The organism is Paraburkholderia lebeckiae, assembly GCF_050436325.1.
Lineage (GTDB): Bacteria > Pseudomonadota > Gammaproteobacteria > Burkholderiales > Burkholderiaceae > Paraburkholderia > Paraburkholderia tuberum.
This window is the reverse complement of the sequence record NZ_JBNDLZ010000002.1, coordinates 988,240-1,008,627: the sequence shown is the minus strand read 5'-3', so window position 1 is coordinate 1,008,627 and position 20,388 is coordinate 988,240. Positions and strand designations below refer to the sequence as shown.

At 59.5% G+C, this 20,388-nt stretch carries 15 protein-coding genes and 5 pseudogenes; 12 read left to right on the top strand and 8 right to left on the bottom strand.

The features are described from left to right. Window positions 1–290 precede the first annotated feature (290 nt). Together OKW44_RS07675 and OKW44_RS07670 are read left to right on the top strand one after the other, a co-directional pair. A complete protein-coding gene (locus tag OKW44_RS07675; protein ID WP_018424997.1) occupies window positions 291–812 on the top strand; it encodes a cupin domain-containing protein in 522 nt (173 codons plus the stop codon). Further along, window positions 809–1,969 (top strand): DegT/DnrJ/EryC1/StrS family aminotransferase, encoded by a 1,161-nt coding sequence (locus OKW44_RS07670; RefSeq protein ID WP_018424998.1) that lies wholly within the window; start codon window positions 809–811, stop codon window positions 1,967–1,969. The genes OKW44_RS07675 and OKW44_RS07670 overlap by 4 nt, the downstream gene beginning before the upstream one ends. Before the next feature lie 223 nt (window positions 1,970–2,192). On the opposite strand, the gene OKW44_RS07665 is transcribed toward OKW44_RS07670, so the two are convergent. Further along, on the bottom strand, window positions 2,193–2,960 hold the full coding sequence (locus tag OKW44_RS07665) for a class I SAM-dependent DNA methyltransferase (RefSeq protein ID WP_018424999.1): 768 nt from the start codon (window positions 2,958–2,960) through the stop codon (window positions 2,193–2,195). Between the two features lie 472 nt (window positions 2,961–3,432). Here OKW44_RS07665 and OKW44_RS07660 point away from each other — a divergent pair, with 472 nt between their 5' ends. Together OKW44_RS07660 and OKW44_RS07655 are read left to right on the top strand one after the other, a co-directional pair. Next, window positions 3,433–4,443, top strand: coding sequence for a GlxA family transcriptional regulator (locus OKW44_RS07660; protein WP_018425000.1), 1,011 nt, complete (start codon window positions 3,433–3,435; stop codon window positions 4,441–4,443). A gap of 574 nt (window positions 4,444–5,017) precedes the next feature. Continuing rightward, window positions 5,018–5,974 (top strand): glycosyltransferase family 4 protein, encoded by a 957-nt coding sequence (locus OKW44_RS07655; RefSeq protein ID WP_162634106.1) that lies wholly within the window; start codon window positions 5,018–5,020, stop codon window positions 5,972–5,974. A gap of 12 nt (window positions 5,975–5,986) precedes the next feature. On the opposite strand, the gene OKW44_RS07650 is transcribed toward OKW44_RS07655, so the two are convergent. Continuing rightward, on the bottom strand, window positions 5,987–6,247 hold the full coding sequence (locus OKW44_RS07650) for an NAD-dependent epimerase/dehydratase family protein (protein ID WP_035471868.1): 261 nt from the start codon (window positions 6,245–6,247) through the stop codon (window positions 5,987–5,989). Window positions 6,248–6,390: 143 nt separating this feature from the next. Here OKW44_RS07650 and OKW44_RS07645 point away from each other — a divergent pair, with 143 nt between their 5' ends. Together OKW44_RS07645 and OKW44_RS07640 are read left to right on the top strand one after the other, a co-directional pair. Then, a complete protein-coding gene (locus OKW44_RS07645) occupies window positions 6,391–7,368 on the top strand; it encodes an IS5 family transposase (protein WP_429409754.1) in 978 nt (325 codons plus the stop codon). Window positions 7,369–7,592: 224 nt separating this feature from the next. Next, a complete protein-coding gene (locus OKW44_RS07640; RefSeq protein ID WP_239499265.1) occupies window positions 7,593–7,943 on the top strand; it encodes a LysR family transcriptional regulator in 351 nt (116 codons plus the stop codon). On the opposite strand, the gene OKW44_RS07635 is transcribed toward OKW44_RS07640, so the two are convergent. After that, on the bottom strand, window positions 7,933–9,153 hold the full coding sequence (locus tag OKW44_RS07635; RefSeq protein WP_162634107.1) for a glycosyltransferase family protein: 1,221 nt from the start codon (window positions 9,151–9,153) through the stop codon (window positions 7,933–7,935). The two genes, OKW44_RS07640 and OKW44_RS07635, sit on opposite strands and share 11 nt — an antisense overlap. Window positions 9,154–9,518: 365 nt before the next feature. On the opposite strand from OKW44_RS07635, the pseudogene OKW44_RS07630 reads away from it, so the two are divergent. Together OKW44_RS07630 and OKW44_RS07625 are read left to right on the top strand one after the other, a co-directional pair. Next, window positions 9,519–9,815: pseudogene (locus OKW44_RS07630) on the top strand (IS30 family transposase); the annotation flags it as partial. A 1,050-nt stretch (window positions 9,816–10,865) separates the two neighbouring features. Then, the gene (locus tag OKW44_RS07625) at window positions 10,866–11,120 is read left to right on the top strand and encodes a hypothetical protein (protein ID WP_018425007.1); all 255 of its coding nucleotides are present in this window, start codon (window positions 10,866–10,868) and stop codon (window positions 11,118–11,120) included. 156 nt (window positions 11,121–11,276) lie between these two features. On the opposite strand, the pseudogene OKW44_RS07620 reads toward OKW44_RS07625, so the two are convergent. Together OKW44_RS07620 and OKW44_RS07615 are read right to left on the bottom strand one after the other, a co-directional pair. Next, window positions 11,277–11,432 (bottom strand): annotated as a pseudogene (locus tag OKW44_RS07620) (NAD(P)/FAD-dependent oxidoreductase); the annotation flags it as partial. An 18-nt stretch (window positions 11,433–11,450) separates the two neighbouring features. After that, window positions 11,451–11,715, bottom strand: a pseudogene (locus OKW44_RS07615) (NAD-dependent epimerase/dehydratase family protein); the annotation flags it as partial. Window positions 11,716–12,146: 431 nt separating this feature from the next. On the opposite strand from OKW44_RS07615, the gene OKW44_RS07610 reads away from it, so the two are divergent. From OKW44_RS07610 to OKW44_RS07600, 3 genes and pseudogenes are all read left to right on the top strand, one after another. Beyond that, window positions 12,147–12,332, top strand: coding sequence for a hypothetical protein (locus OKW44_RS07610; RefSeq protein ID WP_018425010.1), 186 nt, complete (start codon window positions 12,147–12,149; stop codon window positions 12,330–12,332). 93 nt (window positions 12,333–12,425) lie between these two features. Beyond that, window positions 12,426–13,910, top strand: a complete 1,485-nt coding sequence (locus OKW44_RS07605; RefSeq protein ID WP_018425011.1) for a mannose-1-phosphate guanylyltransferase/mannose-6-phosphate isomerase — start codon at window positions 12,426–12,428, stop codon at window positions 13,908–13,910. 81 nt (window positions 13,911–13,991) lie between these two features. Continuing rightward, a pseudogene (locus OKW44_RS07600) lies at window positions 13,992–14,126 on the top strand (porin); the annotation flags it as partial. 60 nt (window positions 14,127–14,186) lie between these two features. Here the strand turns inward: OKW44_RS07600 and OKW44_RS07595 are convergent. Then, window positions 14,187–14,520 (bottom strand): annotated as a pseudogene (locus OKW44_RS07595) (IS21 family transposase); the annotation flags it as partial. 1,004 nt (window positions 14,521–15,524) lie between these two features. Between OKW44_RS07595 and OKW44_RS07590 the strand changes: the two are divergent. Next, the gene (locus OKW44_RS07590; protein WP_113062028.1) at window positions 15,525–16,409 is read left to right on the top strand and encodes a M23 family metallopeptidase; all 885 of its coding nucleotides are present in this window, start codon (window positions 15,525–15,527) and stop codon (window positions 16,407–16,409) included. A gap of 790 nt (window positions 16,410–17,199) precedes the next feature. Here OKW44_RS07590 and OKW44_RS07585 read toward each other — a convergent pair. Then, on the bottom strand, window positions 17,200–17,766 hold the full coding sequence (locus OKW44_RS07585) for an IclR family transcriptional regulator (RefSeq protein ID WP_018425015.1): 567 nt from the start codon (window positions 17,764–17,766) through the stop codon (window positions 17,200–17,202). Between the two features lie 15 nt (window positions 17,767–17,781). Next, a complete protein-coding gene (locus OKW44_RS07580) occupies window positions 17,782–20,379 on the bottom strand; it encodes an ATP-binding response regulator (RefSeq protein ID WP_018425016.1) in 2,598 nt (865 codons plus the stop codon). Window positions 20,380–20,388: the final 9 nt, after the last annotated feature.

The following is a 20,388-nucleotide window of genomic DNA, read 5'->3' as shown; positions in this document are numbered from 1 at the left end:
ACCATTCAAGGTCATGGCGGACGGTGCCAATATATTGGCGCGGTCTGTGTGCACCTCTCCGCGGTCGTTGCCGAGGATATAAAAATGCGCGAGGTGACGCTGCAACGTAATACCCCGGTCAGCCAACTTCATTCCGTATTCGGCCATCTGACCGTGTGGCCGCCGAACCGATCCTAAGCTTCGGGGGGGACGCATGAAGGACCTCCGTGGGCCAATTTATGTCGTAAGCGGCCTTGCTCCCGGAAGGTTCGGTGTGTCGGGATACTACGGGCTCTCTTCGAGGAACAAAAATGGAAGCTCTATCGATAACGGGAAACGCAGAGGTCGTTCATGACTCGAATTTCGAAGTAGTCTCGTTCGAAGGTGAAACGCTCGCCATGATCATCCGGGATTCGTTCTCGAGAAGTGGTGTGAGTTTCTTTACTCCGAAGGAGTTTCCTCAGCAACTCGCGTACATGGAACATCCCGCCGGAAAAGTGATCGACGCGCATCTTCACTGCAAGTTGGTGCGGCAGATCGAATGGACGCAAGAGGTGCTCTTCGTCAAGCGTGGCCGTGTCCTGGTGAAGTTCTATACGCCCGGTAAGGACTACCTGTCGAGCCGTGTACTGTACGCGGGCGATGTCATCTTGCTGGCGTCGGGCGGTCACGGCTTCGAGATGCTTGAGGACGCGTCTTTCTTCGAAGTCAAACAAGGGCCCTATATGGGAGAGCAGGAAAAATTGCGCTTCGCGTCCGCACACCTGAGCCGATCCAGTGAAGCGAGTAACGGCCCAGGCGTCGAGCTTGAAGTTAAGGACGGCGCGCGATGATTCCGGTCAACGAACCCCTGCTCGACGGAAAGGAGCGCGTCTATCTGAACGAATGCATTGAAAGCGGGTGGATTTCTTCGGACGGGGCGTTCGTCGAGCGTTTCGAACGTGCGATGGCGGGTTACGTCGGCCGCAGACACGCGATTGCCGTCGCGAACGGCAGCGCTGCGTTGGACGTGGCGGCGGTGGCTCTGCGGCTCGGTCCCGACGACGAAGTTATCATCCCCACGCACACGATCATATCGTGCGCATCGGCCATTGTTCGCACCGGTGCCCGCTTGAGACTGGTCGACTCAAGTCCGGATACGTGGAACATGGACGTGACGAAGATCGAAAGCGCTATCACAAGCCGGACGCGGGCGATCATGGCCGTGCACACTTTCGGTCTGCCGGTGGACATGGCTCCGTTGCTGGATATCGCAAGGAAATACGGCCTCGTTGTGATCGAAGATGCTGCGCAGGCAATCGGACAAACCTATAACGAAGCGAAGTGCGGCAGTTTCGGCGATATATCGTGCTTCAGCTTCTACGCCAACAAGCACATCACGACGGGGGAAGGGGGCATGATCGTCTGCGACGACGACGAGCTGGCTACGCGCGCGAGAAGTTTGCGAAACCTGTGTTTCAAGCCAGAGAGGCGATTCGTCCACGAAGAGCTTGGCTGGAATTATCGGATGAGCAACCTCCAGGCGGCTGTCGGGCTAGCGCAATTCGAGAAGCTGGATGCGCACGTCGCGCGAAAGCGCGAGTTGGGCCGCCGCTACGAAAACCTTTTGCGGGGAGTGCCGGGAATCGGGATGGCGCCGGTGGCATTGCCATATGCCGAGAATATCTATTGGGTCTTCGGGATGGTATTGGACGACAGCTTGCCCTTCGGTGCCGACGAGCTCCGGTCCATGCTGGCGGAAGCAGGTGTCAGCGCGCGGCCGTTCTTCTGGCCGATGCACGAACAGCCGGTTTTTCTCAAGCAAGGGATGTTCAAGGGAGAGAATTTCCCGATTGCCGAACGCATGAGTCGCAAGGGATTGTATCTGCCGAGTGGTCTCGCGCTTACCGAAGCACAGCAGGACTACACGGTGGGCGTGGTGCGCGACATGCTGGCCACCGCCTTTTCGCGAAGTTTCTGCAACAGCAGGTCAAGTTCAGCGCGGTGCTGACCGACTGCTCGCCGCAGCAAATATGGCCCGTCACGCAACGGAACAAACACTTAATCCGGGTGGCAGGTGGTGGCACGCGGCTTTCGGCGAGCCGCTTTGACGCGATGCGCTTAGCCAGCGCAGGACTGCCTGGCGGTTCAGTCTCGACTCATCGACGAAGCTGGCTATGACATGCCATTCGTTGTATTTTCCGACGTTTTCTCGCTCGGGCTGTTTCCGAGCATCACCGTTTTCTCGCGACGAATGTCGCTGAGAGATCGGTAGCACTCAACTCGCCGCCCATGCACTTCAAACTGTCCAGGACCTCGAATCCGCTGAGGTCCAGCATCAGTTCGATCTCGGGCTTGAACATGTAGCGCATCACATGCGTCTCGAGGACGGTCTCGACGGACTGCGTTTTCAAATCCGTTAGCAGGACGGTGTAGTTGAACGCGACAGTATTGTCATGAGGACGCATAGTGGGCTCGGCGATTCGTATCACCGCGGTTTCTTCGCTGGAGGCGCGTTTGATGCGTACTTCGGGCGGAGCGGCGAGGACCGCGGGACCGTACCAGCAATCGAACACGAACAGTCCTGATGGCCGCAGGTGCGTCGCAGCAGTGTGACACATCGCCATGAAATCGGAGTTGGTCGTTTGATAGCTCGCAACATGGAAGAGCGAGACGACTGCGTCGTAGAGTTCACTCGTGCGGACGATCCGCGCGTCGCCTTGCTGAAACGTCAGTCGCTTCGCTACTGCGCCTGGCAGAGTGGTACACCTGGCAGCGGCTCGGGCAAGCATATCGGCGCTCATGTCAACGCCAGAAACACAAAATCCCGCGGCTGCGAATTCCGCCGCGTGGCGTCCGGTGCCGCAACCCAGATCCATCACGTGACCTCCAACTATTCCGTACCGCCCGAGCAATCCGGTGACAAACGACGCTTCCGCCTTGTAGTTCTTGTCATGATAGAAAAGATCATAGTATTGCGAATATCTCGTGCTGAAGCTCATGAAGCGACTCCATGTCTGGTCGTATGGCGGTGGCGAAGTCCACGCGTGACGCGAACGCGCTCTTGTTTATTCGAAGGCAACCAAAGCCAAAGCTCAGGGTGCTCATGAGAAAGGGTATCTAGCGGGGATTTTCAGACTACATGCATGACCGTTTTCAGCAAGGTGTTGACGGGTCGTTTCCTTGCTGAAGCGTTCGCCGTCTGATCGGTCTATCGCTCAGCAAGTCCAGTGGGTCGGGAAACCCTGATGAGCGGCTTTATGGTTTTCACTTTCAGCGCTGAAGAAATCAGACGATGGTTTGGTCTTGTTGATACTGGGAGCGACGTTCTCGGCCAGAAACATGCTTTTGGCGGACACCGCGGCAATGGTGGATCGAATATGGCGCTAAGCTCACGAGGTCATACGCTTTCCACAGCGTTCCAACGCAAGCCAGAGCAGCGATCTAGAACCGAAGCAAAATGGAGGTAACGGCATGTCCCACGCTACTAGCTTAGGCGATGCAGGAAATAACGGTATTTTCCACCGATTTAAAGAACGCGCGGTCAAGCTCATAGGAATTTTGTTGTACGACGGTTTTTCGCTGCTGGAAGCGGGCACCCTTGCCGAGGTGCTTCATATCGCCAACGAGATTCAGTCTCGCAGTCTGAGAAGAAACGCACCTTACAGCGTCCGTCTGGTCTCTGCCTGCGGTGGGATGATAGCCTGTTCGTCATCCGTTTGCGTTTGGACCGAGCGCCTGGGCGGCCAGCGGTTCCAAGGCTTCGACGCACTGTATATTGCGGGCGGACCCGGCGCAAAGCGTGCAGCCGCCGACGAGGTGCTCATTGGGTTATTGACCATAGCATGTTCGCAGACCGGCGTCGTCAACCCTCTCGGCAACGGCGACTTGCTGCTGGCGGCAGCGGGCATTTCTCGCCGCGACTGGGCTTCGGTCGATCCGGGCATCTGGAGTCCGGAGACCTCTAACGTTGCGGCGTCGACCGAAGGCGGCGATGCGCTGATCAACTCGCTCGCGCTCGTGAAGCGGGACCTCGGATACGACATCGCGACAGCGGTTGCCGATCACTTCACCGTCTCCAAAGATCAGAATTTGACGACCATGCTGAGCACCATGGGAACGAACACGCAGGCGGAAAAGGCACAGGAATCCGCGCGCTGGCTCGAGCGAAATTGCGGACGCCCGGTTTCAATAGGCGACGCGGCTCGTACGGTGGCGATGAGCGAGCGGAACTTCCTGCGTCTGTTCAAGCGCGAGATGGGAGTGACACCGTCGCAATATCTTTTGCGAGCGCGCCTCGATCTCAGTTGTGAACTGTTGGTCAGAAGCGACTTGCCGATAGACAAGATCGCTCGCAGGGTTGGACTGACGAATGGCGAGCGGCTTTCGAAAGTGTTCAGGAGGCAATTCTCGATGTCGGCAACGGAATACCGCTGTCGAAAGAAAAGCGGCGCCACGGCCGATTCTGTGGAGAGGTCCGCTTAGGAACTGGCCAGGTTTCGAGGAGAAACAGACCTTCACGCATCTGTTCGCCGCCTCGGAAGCTCGATGTCCGAGGGCCGCATGAGCGTCATATGAGCCTTGCACAAGGGCTTTTCTCAGGAAGCCGTCGGACCGGCCAAATACCTGCCTTAATCAGTCACGAACGGCGCCAGCAAGCTCGCGCAATCTAAATTCAAACAGAGCGCGAGAACCGTTGTCGAGCGCTGCAATCGTCATATAGATGGCCAAGAAACGTGGAGCGAGGAGTGACGAATTCAAACGGTTCCTTGGAACGGCCTATTCGCATGGTCGCATTTATAGACTATGAACATACCTCTGATGGGGTTATCAGCAGGCGAAGAATGCTGCCTTGCTGCTAAAGAGTCTTCCGCCGGAACTTTGCGCGGTTGAGTTTGTGACGACGCGGCGATCCACCATCGATGATCTGCGACGCAGCGGCATTGAGCCTATTTTTTTCCCGGTGCCCCGCTTGCGCGGACTGGCGGCGAGACTCGGTTCAATATATAGCCGTGTAGGCCCGCGCGCGTTTCTGCGGAAACCGGGCAAGATCGCTTCGGTGGACCGCTTGCTGTCGGTGATGCGCGCGGACATTGCGTACTTCACAACGCCGTCCCACCTCGCACTGACGATTGATCGATTCAACTACCTGTTCACCGTTTGGGATCTGTCACACCGCGACGACGTCGAGTTTCCCGAAGTCCGGATCAAGCACGAATTCGAGCGTCGCGAATTTCTGTACGGATCTGCCTTGAAGAAGGCCTGCGGCATCTTCGTCGATTCGCAGGCCGGCCGCGAGAAGGTTGTCAGGCGATATGGAGTAGACAGCGAACGCGTGCATTTGATGCCATTCTCGCCCGGCCGCGCGACAGTGCTTTCCGAAGAGGCGTACGTGGAGCACTTCGGCGATGTCAAGACGAAGTACAAAATTCCGCGCGATCTGAAATACGTCTACTATCCCGCGCTGTTCTGGTCGCACAAGAATCATGTGTTTCTGTTGAAGGGACTGCACGCGCTGGAGTCCCGCTATGGCATCCGTGTAGGTGCGGTCTTCACAGGAAGCGATTTTGGCAACATGAGATACGTGCGTTCGGTCGCCGCCGATCTCGGTCTGGGCGACCGTGTGTTCTTTCTCGGTTTCGTTCCGGACGGCGACGTGCCTTACTGGTATCGCGAGTCGATCGCGTTAGTGATGCCCACATATTTCGGCCCGACCAATCTGCCGCCACTCGAGGCGTTCAGTCTGGGCGTACCGGTCCTTTACCCGGACCTCGAGGCGCTGCGCGAGCAAGTCGGCGACGCGGGACTGCTGGTCGATCTGGCTCGGCCCGACAGCATGGCGGATGCGCTTTTCAGTCTGATCGACCAGCCTGCATTGCGCCAGTTGATGATCGAGCGCGGCACGCGGCGTCTTGCGAGCAACGATGACGCAGCCCGCTTGTCGACGCTAGAGCGGGTGCTCGAACGATATCGCACCCGTGCGGTGTGTTGGGGAGAGGAAGCCTGGATGAATTAGAGTACGGTGAGGTCACAGACGAGACGGGCGAGATCCGCGATTGCAGTGTCCCCGTCCGTATCCGATATTGAAGACGCCTTCGGCCCCGTCGGCGTCGAGCAAGGCCAGCGCGGCCGACCCGGGGTCGTTGACGTGCAGGAGCTCCCGGTTCGGAGAGTCGGAGCCCCAGACGGAAATCGACTGAACGCTTTGTGCGCCCAGGACGGCGAGATGATGGGCGACCGACGCGCCGATGACACCAGCGCCAATCACGATGAAATCGTAGTGGCTCATGTGGACCTCTGTGTGGGCAATGAGGCGAATTCTAGGAAAACGTTGGCTGCACCAATTTTGTATTAGGGCAATGCTGATCAAGTCCACCGAGTTGGTACTTCACGCGTTATATAGATCGTGTTTAAAGAGGCAGGCAGAACAGGATGAAGCAGCAGACGCTGGCGATGGCAGCCGATCAAGGTGCGGGTTTCGAGACCCACCGCAAACGCACGCGGCGCGACGAGTTTCTCGACACGATGAATGCGATCGTGCCATGGCCGCAGTTGTGCGCGGTGATCGAGCCGCATTATCCGAAGCGCGGCAATGGCCGCCCGCCAATTGGTCTGGAGCGCATGCTGCGGATCCACTTCGTGCAGCACTGGTTCAATCTGGCCGACTTCGCTTGCGAAGAGGCCCTCTGCGACAGCGCCAGCCTGCGTCGCTTTGCCGGAATTGACCTGGGTTGTGAAGCCGTACCGGACGCGACGACGCTGCTCAAATTCCGGCGCCTGCTGGAGACGCACAAACTGGGCGAGCAATTGTTTGCCGAAGTCGGCCGGGTGCTGCAGGCCAGCGGCATGAAGCTCAAAAGCGGCACCATCGTGGACGCGACGATCATCGGCGCGCCGGGTTCGACGAAGAATGAGCAGAAGGCGCGCGACCCCGAGATGCATCAGACCCGCAAGGGCAAGCAATGGTACTTCGGTGCCAAGCTGCACATCGGTGTGGACAGCCAGAGTGGCCTAGGGCACAGCGCGGTGCTCACGCCGGCCAACGTGCATGACAAGCATCCACTGCCGCAATTGCTGCACGGCCAGGAGCGGCGCGTCTACGGCGACAGCGCCTATGCGAGCCAGAAGGAACTGATCCACAGCAAGGCGCCCAGGGCGCGCGACTTTACCAATCAGCGCACGCGCCGTGCGGGCGGCGAAGTCGACGAAGTGCAACGGGGCAAGAACCGCAACAAGTCGAAGATCCGCGCCCGGGTGGAACATGTCTTCGCGGTCGTGAAGCGACTGTGGGGATTTACGAAGGTGCGCTATCGCGGGTTGGCAAAGAACGCCAACCGGGCGTTCGTCGCGCTCGCACTGGCGAACGTCTACCTGTCGCGAAAGAAACTGATGGCACCGGTACGCCCATAGTGGGCGAAAGGCGGGCAAAGTGCCCGCCCAACAGGCCTGCGAGGGCCGAAAAGCAATGGCTTAAGCTCGGCCTCATGACTTGGCGACGTTCAAGTCGCTGACACGTCGCCGATTTAGTGGCTTGTTCAGCTTAGCCTTAGGCAAACTTATGCCGAGCCAATGCAATTACTCATCCTGCACACCAACCCTGTGAACCCCGGCACCATGCTGTCGTGCCGCACAGGATGACCGGCAAGTCACCCATGCGAGCGGAGCATTTCAAGAGACGAACCCCGACCCCGATCGATCTGCGCGCGCTACAGGCATTCGTCGCCGTGTGCGAAAGCGGCTCGATGACGTGCCGCGAAGCAGCTCGGCCTGAGCCAGAGCGCGGCCCGAATGTAACGGGGCGCGCGTTGGTGGAGTTGGCGGGGCCATTGATCGAGCATGCGCAGATGGTCAGAGCCCGCATCGGCGATGCCTCGCATACGGGCAAGATGCCGGTGCGGCTGGGTTGCGTCGATTCGTTCGCGGCGACTTTGCCACGATTTCACGATTCTTGCTCGTTCTTCCATAAACAGCGGATCAAGCTATAGCCTGGTTGGATACGAGGCGCTCCAGTGCCTCGTCAAACAACGGCCGAAAGTCAAGAAAGTTGTCAAAGCAACTAAGTGCGCGCCTTCGGTAACCTTCGTAATCTTCTGCGATGCGAGAGAGCGCATCCAGTATCTCGGAGGGCTGACTGACAGCGATTCCGCATCCGCTGACATCCATCATCCGCTGTAGCGAAGGCAGATTTCGCACTACGACCGGGATCCCGTTTCGCAGGCAAAATGCCAACTTCCCAGATGCCGCTGCCATCTGGTGAAAGTTTGGCCCTATATCGTCCGCGTAATAAACCACCCCTGCCCATGCGGATGCGTAGATGCTATCGAGCTGGTCATAAGGAACTGGATCAAGTGACAAGATAGCCCGATTCTGGCTCGCGTTCGAAACTTCGCGGATGTACGGATCATCGATGGTACGGCGGCGCCGTTCATGAAATAGCAATCGATAGGGGTCTGGCCACGAAGCTGCGGCGCGAGCCAGTTCAATGGATTGCATTTCTCGAGAAATCATGCCTGCATGTAAGACGATCCTGATATTGGGCGGCAGTGAAAATCGGCGATGAAGAAAAGCAGTGTCGACACCGCCTGGACGACCCATAGGGGAATTAGGCACATATGCTATGCGCTGCTCAGTGAATCCGTTCTCGAGAGCTAGCGAACGCCCCCGCTCTTCGTCTTGAGCTATGACGAGGTCTGCTCCACGACTCAGCGAGATCTCGCGCTTCTTCGCCCAGCGTATGACTGGGTTTCGGATAGTGCTGAGTAGATATATTTCGAGTGACCAGTAAGCCAGGCGACGAACCTTTGATTTACGAGCCACCGTGTTTGCCGCTATCAAACCAAATAGGTCAACACCGAATGCGACTTCGTAGGATCGTCCCCGCAGCTCGTCTACCGCTCCGAACGCGAAATCATGTACGCTAACCGCCAATGCTGCGCAATTCAATGCGCGTCGTATCCACGCCGGGCACCATCGCTGGCTTTCTAGGCCCCGGTTCTTTTTCTGCAGAGCTATGATCGTCACACCCGCTGGGAACCCGGGCGCGTCCGGATAATCCGCACCAAGATCTCGCACGACTACGTCGACTCGATAGCCATTTTCAGCCAACCGACGGATCGCATTGATGATGCTCGGGGCCGCCCCGATGTACTCTTCCCAAAAACAGATCAGCGCTCGCGGGGCGGGCGGGTTCGGCATGGTGGTCTCCGCATTCGTTTGTAGCGAAATCTTAATGTAACTTCAGGTTCAGCCGGCGGTACTGGCGGATAATGGCAAGTAGTTGGCCGACGACGCGGCGCGTTTGCAATAGCAATGTGAAACAGACGGCGCGATCAAATCTGAACTTCAACACCTTCCTCGTGTAAGGTGCGCACATGCAAAAAAGAAGAACGTATCAGCAGCTTCAGCCTGAAGAGCGCGTGACCATTGCAAGCATGAAGCAGCAGGGTTCGAGTGTTCGGCCATGGCCCGAACTGTGAGCCGCGAGCTGACCAGAAACACGTGTTCTGTCGTGGGCTATGCGTCTGCCCCGGCGGAGTCGCTCAGCACGAGCCGACGCCGGCAATCAGTCTTCCGTCGGCGTGCTGGTTGAGCGCACCAGTCGCCTGGTGCTGGCGAAGATGGAAGACGCCACCGCCGCTTCGGCACTGGCGGGCTTCACTCCCAAACTGAATTCGATCGCCGCCCCACTGCGCCAGAGCTTCACTTACGACCAGGCTAAGGAAATGACCCGGCATCAGGAGCTCAGCGCCGCCACCAGCGTGCGTGTGTACTTCTGCGATCCGCACGGTTCATGGCAACGCGATACCTGCGGGAACACCAACGGGCTGCTGCGGCAGTATCTGCCCAAGGGTACTGACGGCACTATCACGTTGCTGAGACGGTCGGGTAAGCTTGGTACAGAACCATACCTTTGACAGGTGAGGCACAAGCGAGTCCATTAAAAGGCTTCTCGGAATCTCTGTCTCGCCGCAGTCCTCGAAGTTTTTATTCAGTTCCCGACCAATGACAATATCAGGGAGTTTCGCATCGAGGCAACGGCGCAGCGCTTCGATGATCTGTTTATTGAACTCTAACCCACGCTTATAGCACCCTCGAAAATGTGCGCGATATCCAGTTCGCGCATTGAAGAACCAATCGAATAACCCAACGCCCACGGCGAATTGGACAACAGCGCGGGAGTCGTCCGGTTGGGCCTCTGCGTGTTCGCGTCCGAATCGCACTACGCCGAGACCGAACGCCTCGTCCAATGCCTTCACGGTTGCCTCCAGCAGTGCGCTTGGCGGTCCTGCCATTTCGAGTGTAAAGGCTCGATTAGGGTCGGAGCATGCTATCTGGTCAAAGCGCCAGCTTGAGTTGTCCGGAAGACCTGTGCACCGGGGATCGGGCATTGCGTAACCCGCATGGCGAGCATCCAATAACAGCTACGACCTTTCAACGTCCCACTATCCCCCAACGTTTCTCGCACAAACTGCATAGCACACGCCGCTTTTCGTCATTTGCAACTAATTCGAGCAGGCGGCGATTGCAAGCCGGGCCGGCCGAATGCAAGCACAGTTGCAGGTAATCCGGGCACGCGCGGCGCGTCAGTTGCAGTTAATTCGAGCCGGAAGCCGCATGGATTGCAAGCACGGCCAGTTTCAAATGCAAGTCGCTACACCTAAAGGTCAGGATTTCGGGGACGGACTGTCCAGCGATCGTTTGCCTGTCTAGTGGTAGACCAACATGCCAAAACAGTCCGCCTTGGGATGTAAAATCCGCCGAAACGCAGTTTTTGCAGGTAGCTCGACCGCCTCTGCATCGCTAAAGGTCAGGGTTTCGGGGATAAAAGGTCAGGGTTTCGGGGATGAAGTTTTGTCAAAAACCCGGCGCTAAGCCCCGTTAGAACAGTGTTGCAGCATGGAGCCATCTTGAAAAAAGTATTCGTCACCGTGTTTTTAGTGTCGCTCGCGGCGTACGCCAATGCCAGTTCGGCCGATACGCCCTCGCAACAGGCCGCTGATAGGGGCTATGGGAACCTGCACAGCCAATCCCTCGCACCCATTAAACCGTCCAATCGGGCTCCGCAATCCGGTGCAAAAACGAGCAAGCTGACGAAGCAGCAAGCGGCAGACAGGATCTATGGAAATATTCACAGCAACAGCATGAAGCCGCTCAACAGATAAACCGAGCCGGATTGCGGGAAAGGTCAGGGTTTCGGGGATGGTTTTTCAGGGTTGTATATCTCAATGCAAGGCAAGCCCGCGACGCGGGCGCGTCAGCCCGTAGGGAAAGCATCGCGGGGAGTCGGTGTGCAACATTGGAACCCCGGCCCTCTGGCCGACGAAACCACAGGACGCTTCGTCGTCGCCGAGATAGTCAGCGAAATTATTGAACGCCCACCACGAAGCGCGCGCGAGTTCCACGTTCTGGCGCACCGAATAGTGCGTGCGCAACAGGCCGGACGACTGTTACGTGCTGCCCGCGCCGATCATGCCCTGTTCGATAATCAGCACCCCGTTGAGCTTTGCCTCGTGTGCCGTACGGATGAGCGCAGCCAGCACATGCCCGTTCTGCAAATCATCGTTGTCGTTCGGACATCACCGATATGTACCGCGTTCCGGCCTGTCGGTTATACCCCTCGCAAAGCTTGAGCCCGGCGACGTTCGCGATAGCGTAGGCTTCGTTGGTATGCTCGAAGCTGCTCGTGTGCAGGTACTCTTCCTTTATGGGCTGCGGGCAACACTTTGGATAAGTGCATGATGAACCAAAGAAGAGCAGATCGGGTGGTGATAGCCGTGACTGGCAATGCGCCGGAGAAGGCCGAACCAACCATACCCTTGTGTCCAGCGACATAGATCCGGGAAGTCTTTATTCATGTTGGTGCCCAATCGTCCATTGAGGCGCATTGATCCGAAGGTGATTTCAAGCGGAGCGTGGATCCTGAAAGGCCCGACGTGCGATTCTCAGGTTAGTGACGGGTGTAGACAGGTCTCAGCCTGTTGCGGCCGGTGCCAGGATCTTGTCGCGACCCGCGCTTCCTCTCACCGATGACATCGGCGAAATGAATGCGTGTGAGACCACCTCGTACCGCGAGACTCGCTTCAGCCAACGTCATGGCATATTCGGTCAACCGGTCTAGTGACCCTGGAACTGCTCCTATGCTTGCAGACGCGTGAGGTCGTTCTCTCTTCATCACGCGGGGCCGCACGATGGTCAAGCTCTATACGGCCGATCGAAAATTCCTGATGAGCCGCGTGCTGTGCGCGGGTGATGTCATCTTGCTGGCGTCAGGTGGGCACGGGTTCGAGGTCATCGACGACGTATCTTTCATCGAAGTCAAGCAGGGCCCCTATGTGGGAGAGCAGGAGAAAGTGCGCTTCACGGCGAACCCATAACCGATGAATCGAATTGGCGATGCCGGGAAGTACGTGTTCGACGCAAGACCAGAGGGGTGGATGATGGAAGACGCGGTGAGTTCTGAAGACGCAATGGCAGCGGCGATCGCAGAAGCGTCGCTCGGGCACTCCTGTCGGCGCATCGTCCCGGTCATTCTCGCAGGCGGATCGGGCACGCGCCTCTGGCCGATGTCGCGTGAGCAGTTTCCAAAGCAGTTGATCGGCGTGGTCGGACGGGATTCATTGCTGCAGGCTACCGTCACACGGATGGAGGGTTTCGTCGGCGGCTTCGACGTCGACACTCAGCCGATTATCGTGTGTGGGGAGGAACACCGGTTCCAGACAGAAGAGCAGGTGCGGGCGTGCGGCGTCTCCGCGAAGATTATCGTCGAGCCTGCGCGGCGCGATACGGCGCCGGCGCTCACGCTCGCGGCGCTCGCAGCCGTTAATCAGGATGACGACGCGATCATGGTGGTGATGCCGTCTGACCATTCCATCTCAGACATTCCGGCGCTGCATCGTGCGATCGCAATTGCCGCTGAATATGCCGAACGCTCCATGATCGTGACGTTTGGCGTTGCGCCCACACGGCCGGATACCGGCTTTGGCTACATCCGAATCGGCGACGCCCTCGAAAACGGCGCACATCTGATCGACCGCTTCGTCGAAAAGCCCACGACCGAACTCGCCGCGCAGTACGTCGCTGCAGGCACCTACTGGTGGAACAGCGGCATCTTCATCGTGCGAGCGGGCGTGTGGCTCGAAGCGCTAGCCAAGCTCAACGGCGACATGCATGCGGCCTGCACCGCGGCGTTCGTGGAAGGCAAGGCGGACGACAACTTCATTCGTCCTTGCCCGTTTCAGTTCGGCCGTGTGCCGGCGGATTCCATCGACTATGCGGTAATGGAGCACATCGGCGCGGCCGGCTCGCCTTGCAAAGGCGTGGTCGTGCCATTGGCGGCGGGATGGTCGGACCTTGGATCCTGGGATGCCGTGTGGGAAGCGATGGAGAAGGACGGGCTCGGCAACGTCGCGAGCGGGCGTGTCGTTTTCGAAGGCGCGACCTCGAGCTATGTGCGCGCCGAGGGCGGGCGGCTGGTTGCATGCGTTGGCACCTCCAACGTAGTCGTCGTCGACACGGACGACGCCGTGCTCGTCGCGGACCGCTCACACGCGCAGGACATCAAGACGCTGGTGGCGCGCTTTCGCGAGCAGCGCGCGCCTGAAGCCGAGACGCACCGGAAGGTGCGCCGTCCGTGGGGCTTCTACGATGCGATCGAGCGCGGCGAGCGGTTTCAGGTGAAGCGCATCGTGGTTGCGCCAGGCGCTCGCCTGTCATTGCAGATGCACCACCATCGCGCCGAGCACTGGGTCGTCGTGCGCGGCACCGCGCTCGTGACACGGGGCGAGGACCAGTTTCTTCTTTCAGAAAACCAATCGACCTTCATTCCGCTCGGCGTGCAGCATCGGTTGGAGAATCCGGGCAAAGTGCAGCTCGAAATCATCGAGGTTCAATCGGGCAGTTATCTCGGCGAGGACGATATTGTGCGCCTGGACGACTGCTACGGCCGAATTTGACCGTATCGCATTACATAGTGCATCGGAACCCAATCCTATCGACTGGCGTTCGTCGGACTCGAATCGGACCGCTACGGCGCGATGATGCTCGGCCGGCAGATGACGCCGATGTATCGCTACTTCCTCGCGCTCGACCCGCTCGGTTATTCGAGTTACGGCCTTTCCGCGCAGGACGCGCAGTTCGTCGGTCGCGCGGATAACGCGGTGTCGTATCTCGGCCATGTGGGACCATTCGAGCTGAATGCGCTCTACAGCCTCGGCTATGACGCAGTCACCTACAACCGGCTTCGCTTCGTGGCGCATATACGGCGCCAGAAATACCTTAAGCTGGCTGATACCGCCTTCGTAGCCGGCTTCCTGCAGTTCCCGAAGCAGCGCTGTCGCCGAATCCAGTACGGTCGTGCAGCGACGACATACTCGAGCAGATAGTCTTTGAACGGGTCGAGCTTGGTCGGGCGTGGCTCGCGTTGCTTGTATCGGGCCGCCTGCTCATCGCGCAGATAGCGGCGCACCGTGTTGTGCGACAAGCCCGTTTGCCGCGCTATCTTCTGCACCGCCGTTCACGGTTTGCCAATGTCTTGATTTCCCCTGCGTGCTCCGGAGTCAGCATCGGCGGCAAAAAGCCGCCGTCTTATCCTAGGTGGATCAGGCTTACTTCGGCGGGTGGGTCATGGTCGTCGATGACTGCAACGACGGCGTTGTTCGAGTGCAGATCGATGCCGCTGTAGGGCATTTCGGCCTCCTCTTTGAGCTGGTTGAGCGTTGGAGTTCAACTGTAACCCTGGCCGCGCCCCCTGCCTAGGGCGGCCAGGAGGGCCTTTCAATGATTATCAGTTTCACATCGGGCCTAAAAACTATCGCATTCAATCTGTTCGTGAGTTCTTAAATCACAATCGCGGCGAATATGACCCCATTTGTATGTATTGCTCTCGGGCTTATCGGAAGCGGCAGGTGCGAACTTGTGTTCAGAAAATCATGTCTACCGCATCGAAATCGGCGTTTGAGTTCATAGTTTTGCTGGTTTGCGATCGAGGGTTAGACGCGCTCAATGGCGTCGCCACTGGAAAGTGAAGTGCGTACTTTTTTGTGTGTACAGAATAGGTATCGGCGGCGTCGATGCAATCGCCTGCGCTGGCGCAGGTTATCTCAAAAATCGGATCGGGCTGATATTCGTGGCTAACCGCAATCCATAGCCTTGAGGTTCTTCCTACTGGGTTGTGTGGCGCGAAGGAGGAGCCTTCTGTCAGTCAGGTTTCCGGTACGTCTCAAGCAACGTCACTCATGCCCACGGCGCCCTTGTTCCGACTGTGAGGTATTGAAGCGATGCGGTTGTCCTATCTATGTCATGCCTGCGCAAGCGCTCAGGCCATTTCCACCAAAGTGAGTCATTTGGTGCATTCCCGATTTGAATCTGTGGCGCGCGCCGTGTTGCTGTGCGGTGTGGTTGCGGTGCTGAGTGTGTCCGCGTGGGTGACGGTATCCGAGATAGTCAGTCGCGCGAACAAATCCAGCGCGTCCCAACCGACCTTGGCTTTGGAGATGGCTGCGCCGGCTACTGACAAATTGGTTACTGAAACCGGGAATAGTCAGCTATCTGACGCTGGACCTTTTGTCATGTCGGAATCTTACAGTGGTGCATACGCGGGACGCATCAAGGGTAACTTGCTCGACACCTTGGAGCGGGCCAGCGTGCCGGTCGAAATACGGGAGCAGATCGCGCGTATTTTTGCCTCCCGGCTCGACCTCGCCGCGCCCGCGCATAAGGACGACACTTACCATGTTCTCTACGCGCGCGACGAGACAACCATACAGCGCAAGCATCTAACGGCCGTCGAACTCCGGTCGCGCGGTGAGACCTATCAGGCCATGTGGTTTACCCCGCCGGGGCAAACTGGCGGAGACTACTATTCATTTGACGGACGGCGGCTTGCCGCTGAGCCATTCTCGATGCCGCTTGATTACGTTCGGATAAGTTCGCGATTCGGTTACCGAACCCATCCGGTCACGGGCAGGCACCTGATGCACACAGGTGTGGACTTTGCCGCCCCGAAGGGGACCCCGGTTGTCGCGGCTGCCTCGGGAACCGTGCAGTTCGTTGGCATCCGAAGCGGATACGGCAAGATCGTCGTGCTCCGTCATCCGCGAGGCTATACGACGTTCTATGCTCACCTGTCGGCCCTTGCGCGCGATTTGCGCGTAGGCGCGCCGGTGACTGAAGGGCAATCGCTCGGCGCGGTAGGCGCCACTGGGACGGCCACCGGAGCCCACCTGCATTTTGAGGTGCGCAAGAATAATCAACCGATCGATCCAATATCTGTGACGAGCCGAACTGGCACCATGCCGCTCACTACCATTCAGCGAATCGCGTTCGACAGCGCGACGGGCGCTCTGCGCGAGAAACTCGCGGCATTGCCCGTGGATATTCCGACGACAAGGATGGCGTCGAATGCTGAAGGCACACCGAATCGATCTGGAAAGCCGGAGGGCTCCTCGGTTTGAGGAGAGAGACGATGCGGAGATTGTCGCATTGACGAAGTCAACGGAATTCGTCGCGCAGTAACGTAGATGAGCATGATGGCAAAGACGAGAACGCCGGGCATCGCGCCGGCTTTGGAGGGTAGAGAAGCGTCTCACTGCTCATTGGAGATGATTCCGCTGTGTCTCGCCATTCGGACGGATCACGACGGGCGCGGTTGTCCGTATCGTGCGCGTGTCCGATGGAATGTCCGATGCGACGAGTTCTTGATGTCTGGAAGCGAAGCCGCGCGTGCTTCAGCCGCCGTGCTGCTCACACCGGTAACCGGCGTCGCTGCATTGACTATTGCGTCGTCGCCGCTGTCCAACGACGAAACATCGCACACACACGCGTCGGTCAGATGAACAGCTCGGTCGCACAGGGCGTACAGCCGGCCAACAACGCTAGCGACCAGTTGCTTAACCCAGGCAAACCAGGCTATCGACGATGTCGCCGAAAACGCTTATGCCGGCATCGCAGCGGCAATGGCTATGCCGAACATAATGCCGTCCGGTTCCTCGCGCACGGCGCTCGCGGGGCGCGTGATAAACGCACAGCCAGAGGCGTGAGGTTTCGGCTTCAGCCCTGAATCAGCGGGAGCCTGAGCAAAGCGTCGACTTTTCTGACGACGCTCCCGGCGTTGGCCAGCGCCTTTGAGGCCGATTTCACCGACGTGCCGTACCCGGCGGCCGTCCAGTTTCCCCTTGATGCCCAAGCGCACGCGACAGATTGCCCACCTCGCGCTTGAGCAGCTCCGCGAACTGCGCGACGCGCTCATCGGTTACGCGCACGCTTCGGCCCGAAGATGCACACCGAACCTGCCACCTGGTTCGCGCCGTTGAAGAACGGCGCAACTACCGTGACTGCGCCGGCGATCAGCTCGTGATGGCTGGTGCCGAAGCCTCGTGCGCGGACCGCGTCGAGATCGGCGGCTAGCGCCGCGACGTCCTGATCCGGATCGGTCAGATAGCGCCGCAGATCGTCCTCCGAAAGCGGCATCTGCGAAAGAATCGTGCGGCCGCTCGCGCCGAGCACGAGCTTCTCGCGAGAGCCGACCCCGCGCCGGAAACTCAGCGGCTGCGGACTTTCCAGTTCGGCCACGCAGATCCGGTACGTCCCCTCCGGCACGAACAACGCGACCGTCTCCGATGTCGCTTCCCAAAGCTCGCGCAGCATCGGCTGCGCAAGCTGCGCGATCGTATTGTTCGCCATCCACGCATGCGCGAGTTGCGCGACCGAACTGCCGAGCCTGAAGCGTTGCGGCTCGCCCGACGAGGCGAGAAAGCCGTTCTGTTCGAGCGTATTCAGCAGCCGGTACAGCGTCGGTCGGCTCAGGTCCACGCGTGTCAGCAGCTCTCAATCGCTCAGCGCGTCGCGATGATCGCGCGGGCCTTTCGCCGACGCGTAATACCGCTGCAAGGCGTCGGTCGAGCGCGCGCTCAGCGCGCGGATCTGCGCGTGCCAGTCGGTTTCCACTGGCCACTCACCGGCGATCACGCGTGGATAGATCTGGCGCGCGTAGCGATGCAGTGCCTTCGCGCCGATGTTGCCGCTGACGCCAAGCAACGCGTGCAAGCTCGCGTGCGTCGCCTTGATATCGACGGCCGCGCTGTTGCCTGCGAGGCGCACGACGAGCGAGCGAATCTGCTCGATGCCGTTCAGGAACGATTCGTCAAGCAGATCGAGCGAGACCAGTTCCCCGAGGTGCGCTTCGTCGAGCAGGCCTTCTTCAGCGATGGTCGCGGCCGCGGCCGCGCTCGCAGTGAGGGGCAATGCCACCGGCATCGCCGCAAAATCCGTTTGCGCGGCTCCGCCCGCGGTTTCCGTGATTCGTTGTGGAGCGTCCGCAACCAGCGCGCCCCGTGTGCCGAACTGCCGCGCGAGACATGCGTACAGCGAGCCGGCCTGCACCGGCTTGATCAACACCTCGTTCATCCCGGCGGCAACGCAGGCCTGCACCGCTCCGGCATCGGTGTGACTGGTCAGCGCAATGATAGGCAGCGTCGCGTAGGCATCGGTGCGCGCGCGAATCGACTTCGTCGTCTCGATGCCGTTCATGCCCGGCATGTTCACGTCCATCAGGATCGCGTCGATGAAGCCGTCTTCGTGCAGTTTGGTCAGGACCGCCTGACCGTGGTCGGCCTCGACGACGCTCGCGCCGCAGCGCTCCAGATACGCCTTCGCGACAAGCCGGCTGTAGGTGTCGTCGTCGGCGATCACAAAGGTTCTGCCGGCGAAGACATCGGGCAGTTCGCCCGGCTGATGATGCGCACCGTTGTCGAAGAGGGTCTGCAACGCGTTGAGCAGCTCCTGCACACTCGACGTCTTGCTGATGATCTCGTCCATGCCGGCGCGCCGCGCGCGCAGTCGCACCGCGATGCCCGGTTCGGCGGTATAGGCGGCGATCAGCACGTTGCGGTTCGGGCAGTCTCTGTCGGCGCGGAGGCGCTCGGTCGTCGTGTAGCCGTCCATCGCGGGCATGCTGATGTCCATCAACACGAGGTCGTAGAGCGGCGCGCGCCGCAACGTGGCGAGCGCAAGCTCGCCGCCCGACGCCTCGCTGACATAGGCGCCGGCCTTCGTCAGCACGCGGCGGGTGCGGGCGCGCAGCGTGTCGTCGTCGTCGACGACGAGCACGCGCTTGCCCTTGAACGCCGGCATCGCGCGTTCGAACAGGCGCCGCTCGTGCTCCTCGACCTCGTTGGCCGCTACCGGCGGAAAGCGCAGCGTGAACGCGGTGAACCTGCCGAGTTCCGATTCGCAGTCGATGCTGCCGCCGAACGCGCGCATCGCGCGCTGGCAGTACGCAAGCCCGAGCCCGGTGCCGCCCGAGTTGCCGGCCGTGCGAAACGGCTCGAACAGATGCTGCAGGATCTCCGGCGCGATGCCGGGGCCGGTGTCGCGTACGATCACCGAGTCGCGGTCGACGGTCAATGTGAGCGTCGCCTGCGGATACGCGACGATGTGATGCAGCGCGTTCTTGATCAGGTTGAACAACGTGAACAGATAGACCGTCTCGTCGACCTTGAACACGAAGTCGCGCCTGACGACGACGCTCACCTTCGCGCGTTCCTTGTCGTTGTCGAAGCCGTATTCGGCGAGCGCCTTGCGCGTGGTCGCGCCAGCGTGGAGGTAGCTGAGACTATCCGGGCGGATCGATTTCGCGGCGACTTCGTCGAGCGTCATCGCGATGATGCGCAGGCCGCGCTCGATCGACAATTGCCCCTGCGCGAGGTGGTTGTACATCAGCGAGGCCGTGCCGTCGGTCAGCGTCGGCGCCGCGCCCGCTTCGGTCGCCGCGGGCAGCGCTTCCTCGACGCGGTCGAGCACGTGCCGCAACTGGCTCAGCGGATTGCGCATCTCGTGCGCGATGGACCCCGCGAGCGCCTGCAACGCGCGGTTCTTTTCGACGAAGATGCGTCCCTTGCTGATCGCATGACTGAACGCCATGCTGCACAGCACGACCACCGGCAGCAACGCGAGATTGGACTTGTCCTGCGCGCTGAGAACGACCGGCGTCGGCGCGCTCCACACGCCGGCGAGCCCGCCGGAAAACACGCCAATACCGATGCAGGTTATCAGCAGCAGGGGGTTGTCGATACACAGCGCCAGAATGAAGATCATCATGACCTCGGTCATCATCCACATCGTGGAGAAACCGTTTCTTACGGTCAGGAACGTGCAGACGAACGGCAGCACGTAAATCAGACAGCAATGCCAGTAGATCAGCAGCGCAGGGTTGTAGCGCCTCGGCCAGCGCGCCTGGAACAGCAGGGGAACGCAGACGGCCGCCGCGCTGAGCCGCAGCAGCAGGTTGTCGTAAGGCTGCGGAAGAATGTAGGTCCAGACGACGTAATAGATGGGGTGACACAGGAGGCCGAGTGCGCCTCCCCATCGAATTGCGAACCTGCTTCGTTCCAGCATATCCCGCATGCTTTCGCGCGGTATCGCCATCAGGCCTCC

Excerpts from the sequence above, each read along its gene's own strand:
- OKW44_RS07675 (WP_018424997.1), top strand. The coding sequence starts at position 291 with ATGGAAGCTCTATCGATAACGGGAAACGCAGAGGTCGTTCATGACTCG.
- OKW44_RS07670 (WP_018424998.1), top strand. The coding sequence starts at position 809 with ATGATTCCGGTCAACGAACCCCTGCTCGACGGAAAGGAGCGCGTCTAT.
- OKW44_RS07665 (WP_018424999.1), bottom strand. The coding sequence starts at position 2,960 with ATGAGCTTCAGCACGAGATATTCGCAATACTATGATCTTTTCTATCAT.
- OKW44_RS07660 (WP_018425000.1), top strand. The coding sequence starts at position 3,433 with ATGTCCCACGCTACTAGCTTAGGCGATGCAGGAAATAACGGTATTTTC.
- OKW44_RS07650 (WP_035471868.1), bottom strand. The coding sequence starts at position 6,247 with ATGAGCCACTACGATTTCATCGTGATTGGCGCTGGTGTCATCGGCGCG.
- OKW44_RS07645 (WP_429409754.1), top strand. The coding sequence starts at position 6,391 with ATGAAGCAGCAGACGCTGGCGATGGCAGCCGATCAAGGTGCGGGTTTC.
- OKW44_RS07640 (WP_239499265.1), top strand. The coding sequence starts at position 7,593 with ATGACCGGCAAGTCACCCATGCGAGCGGAGCATTTCAAGAGACGAACC.
- OKW44_RS07635 (WP_162634107.1), bottom strand. The coding sequence starts at position 9,153 with ATGCCGAACCCGCCCGCCCCGCGAGCGCTGATCTGTTTTTGGGAAGAG.
- OKW44_RS07610 (WP_018425010.1), top strand. The coding sequence starts at position 12,147 with ATGGTCAAGCTCTATACGGCCGATCGAAAATTCCTGATGAGCCGCGTG.
- OKW44_RS07605 (WP_018425011.1), top strand. The coding sequence starts at position 12,426 with ATGGCAGCGGCGATCGCAGAAGCGTCGCTCGGGCACTCCTGTCGGCGC.
- OKW44_RS07590 (WP_113062028.1), top strand. The coding sequence starts at position 15,525 with ATGTCGGAATCTTACAGTGGTGCATACGCGGGACGCATCAAGGGTAAC.
- OKW44_RS07580 (WP_018425016.1), bottom strand. The coding sequence starts at position 20,379 with ATGGCGATACCGCGCGAAAGCATGCGGGATATGCTGGAACGAAGCAGG.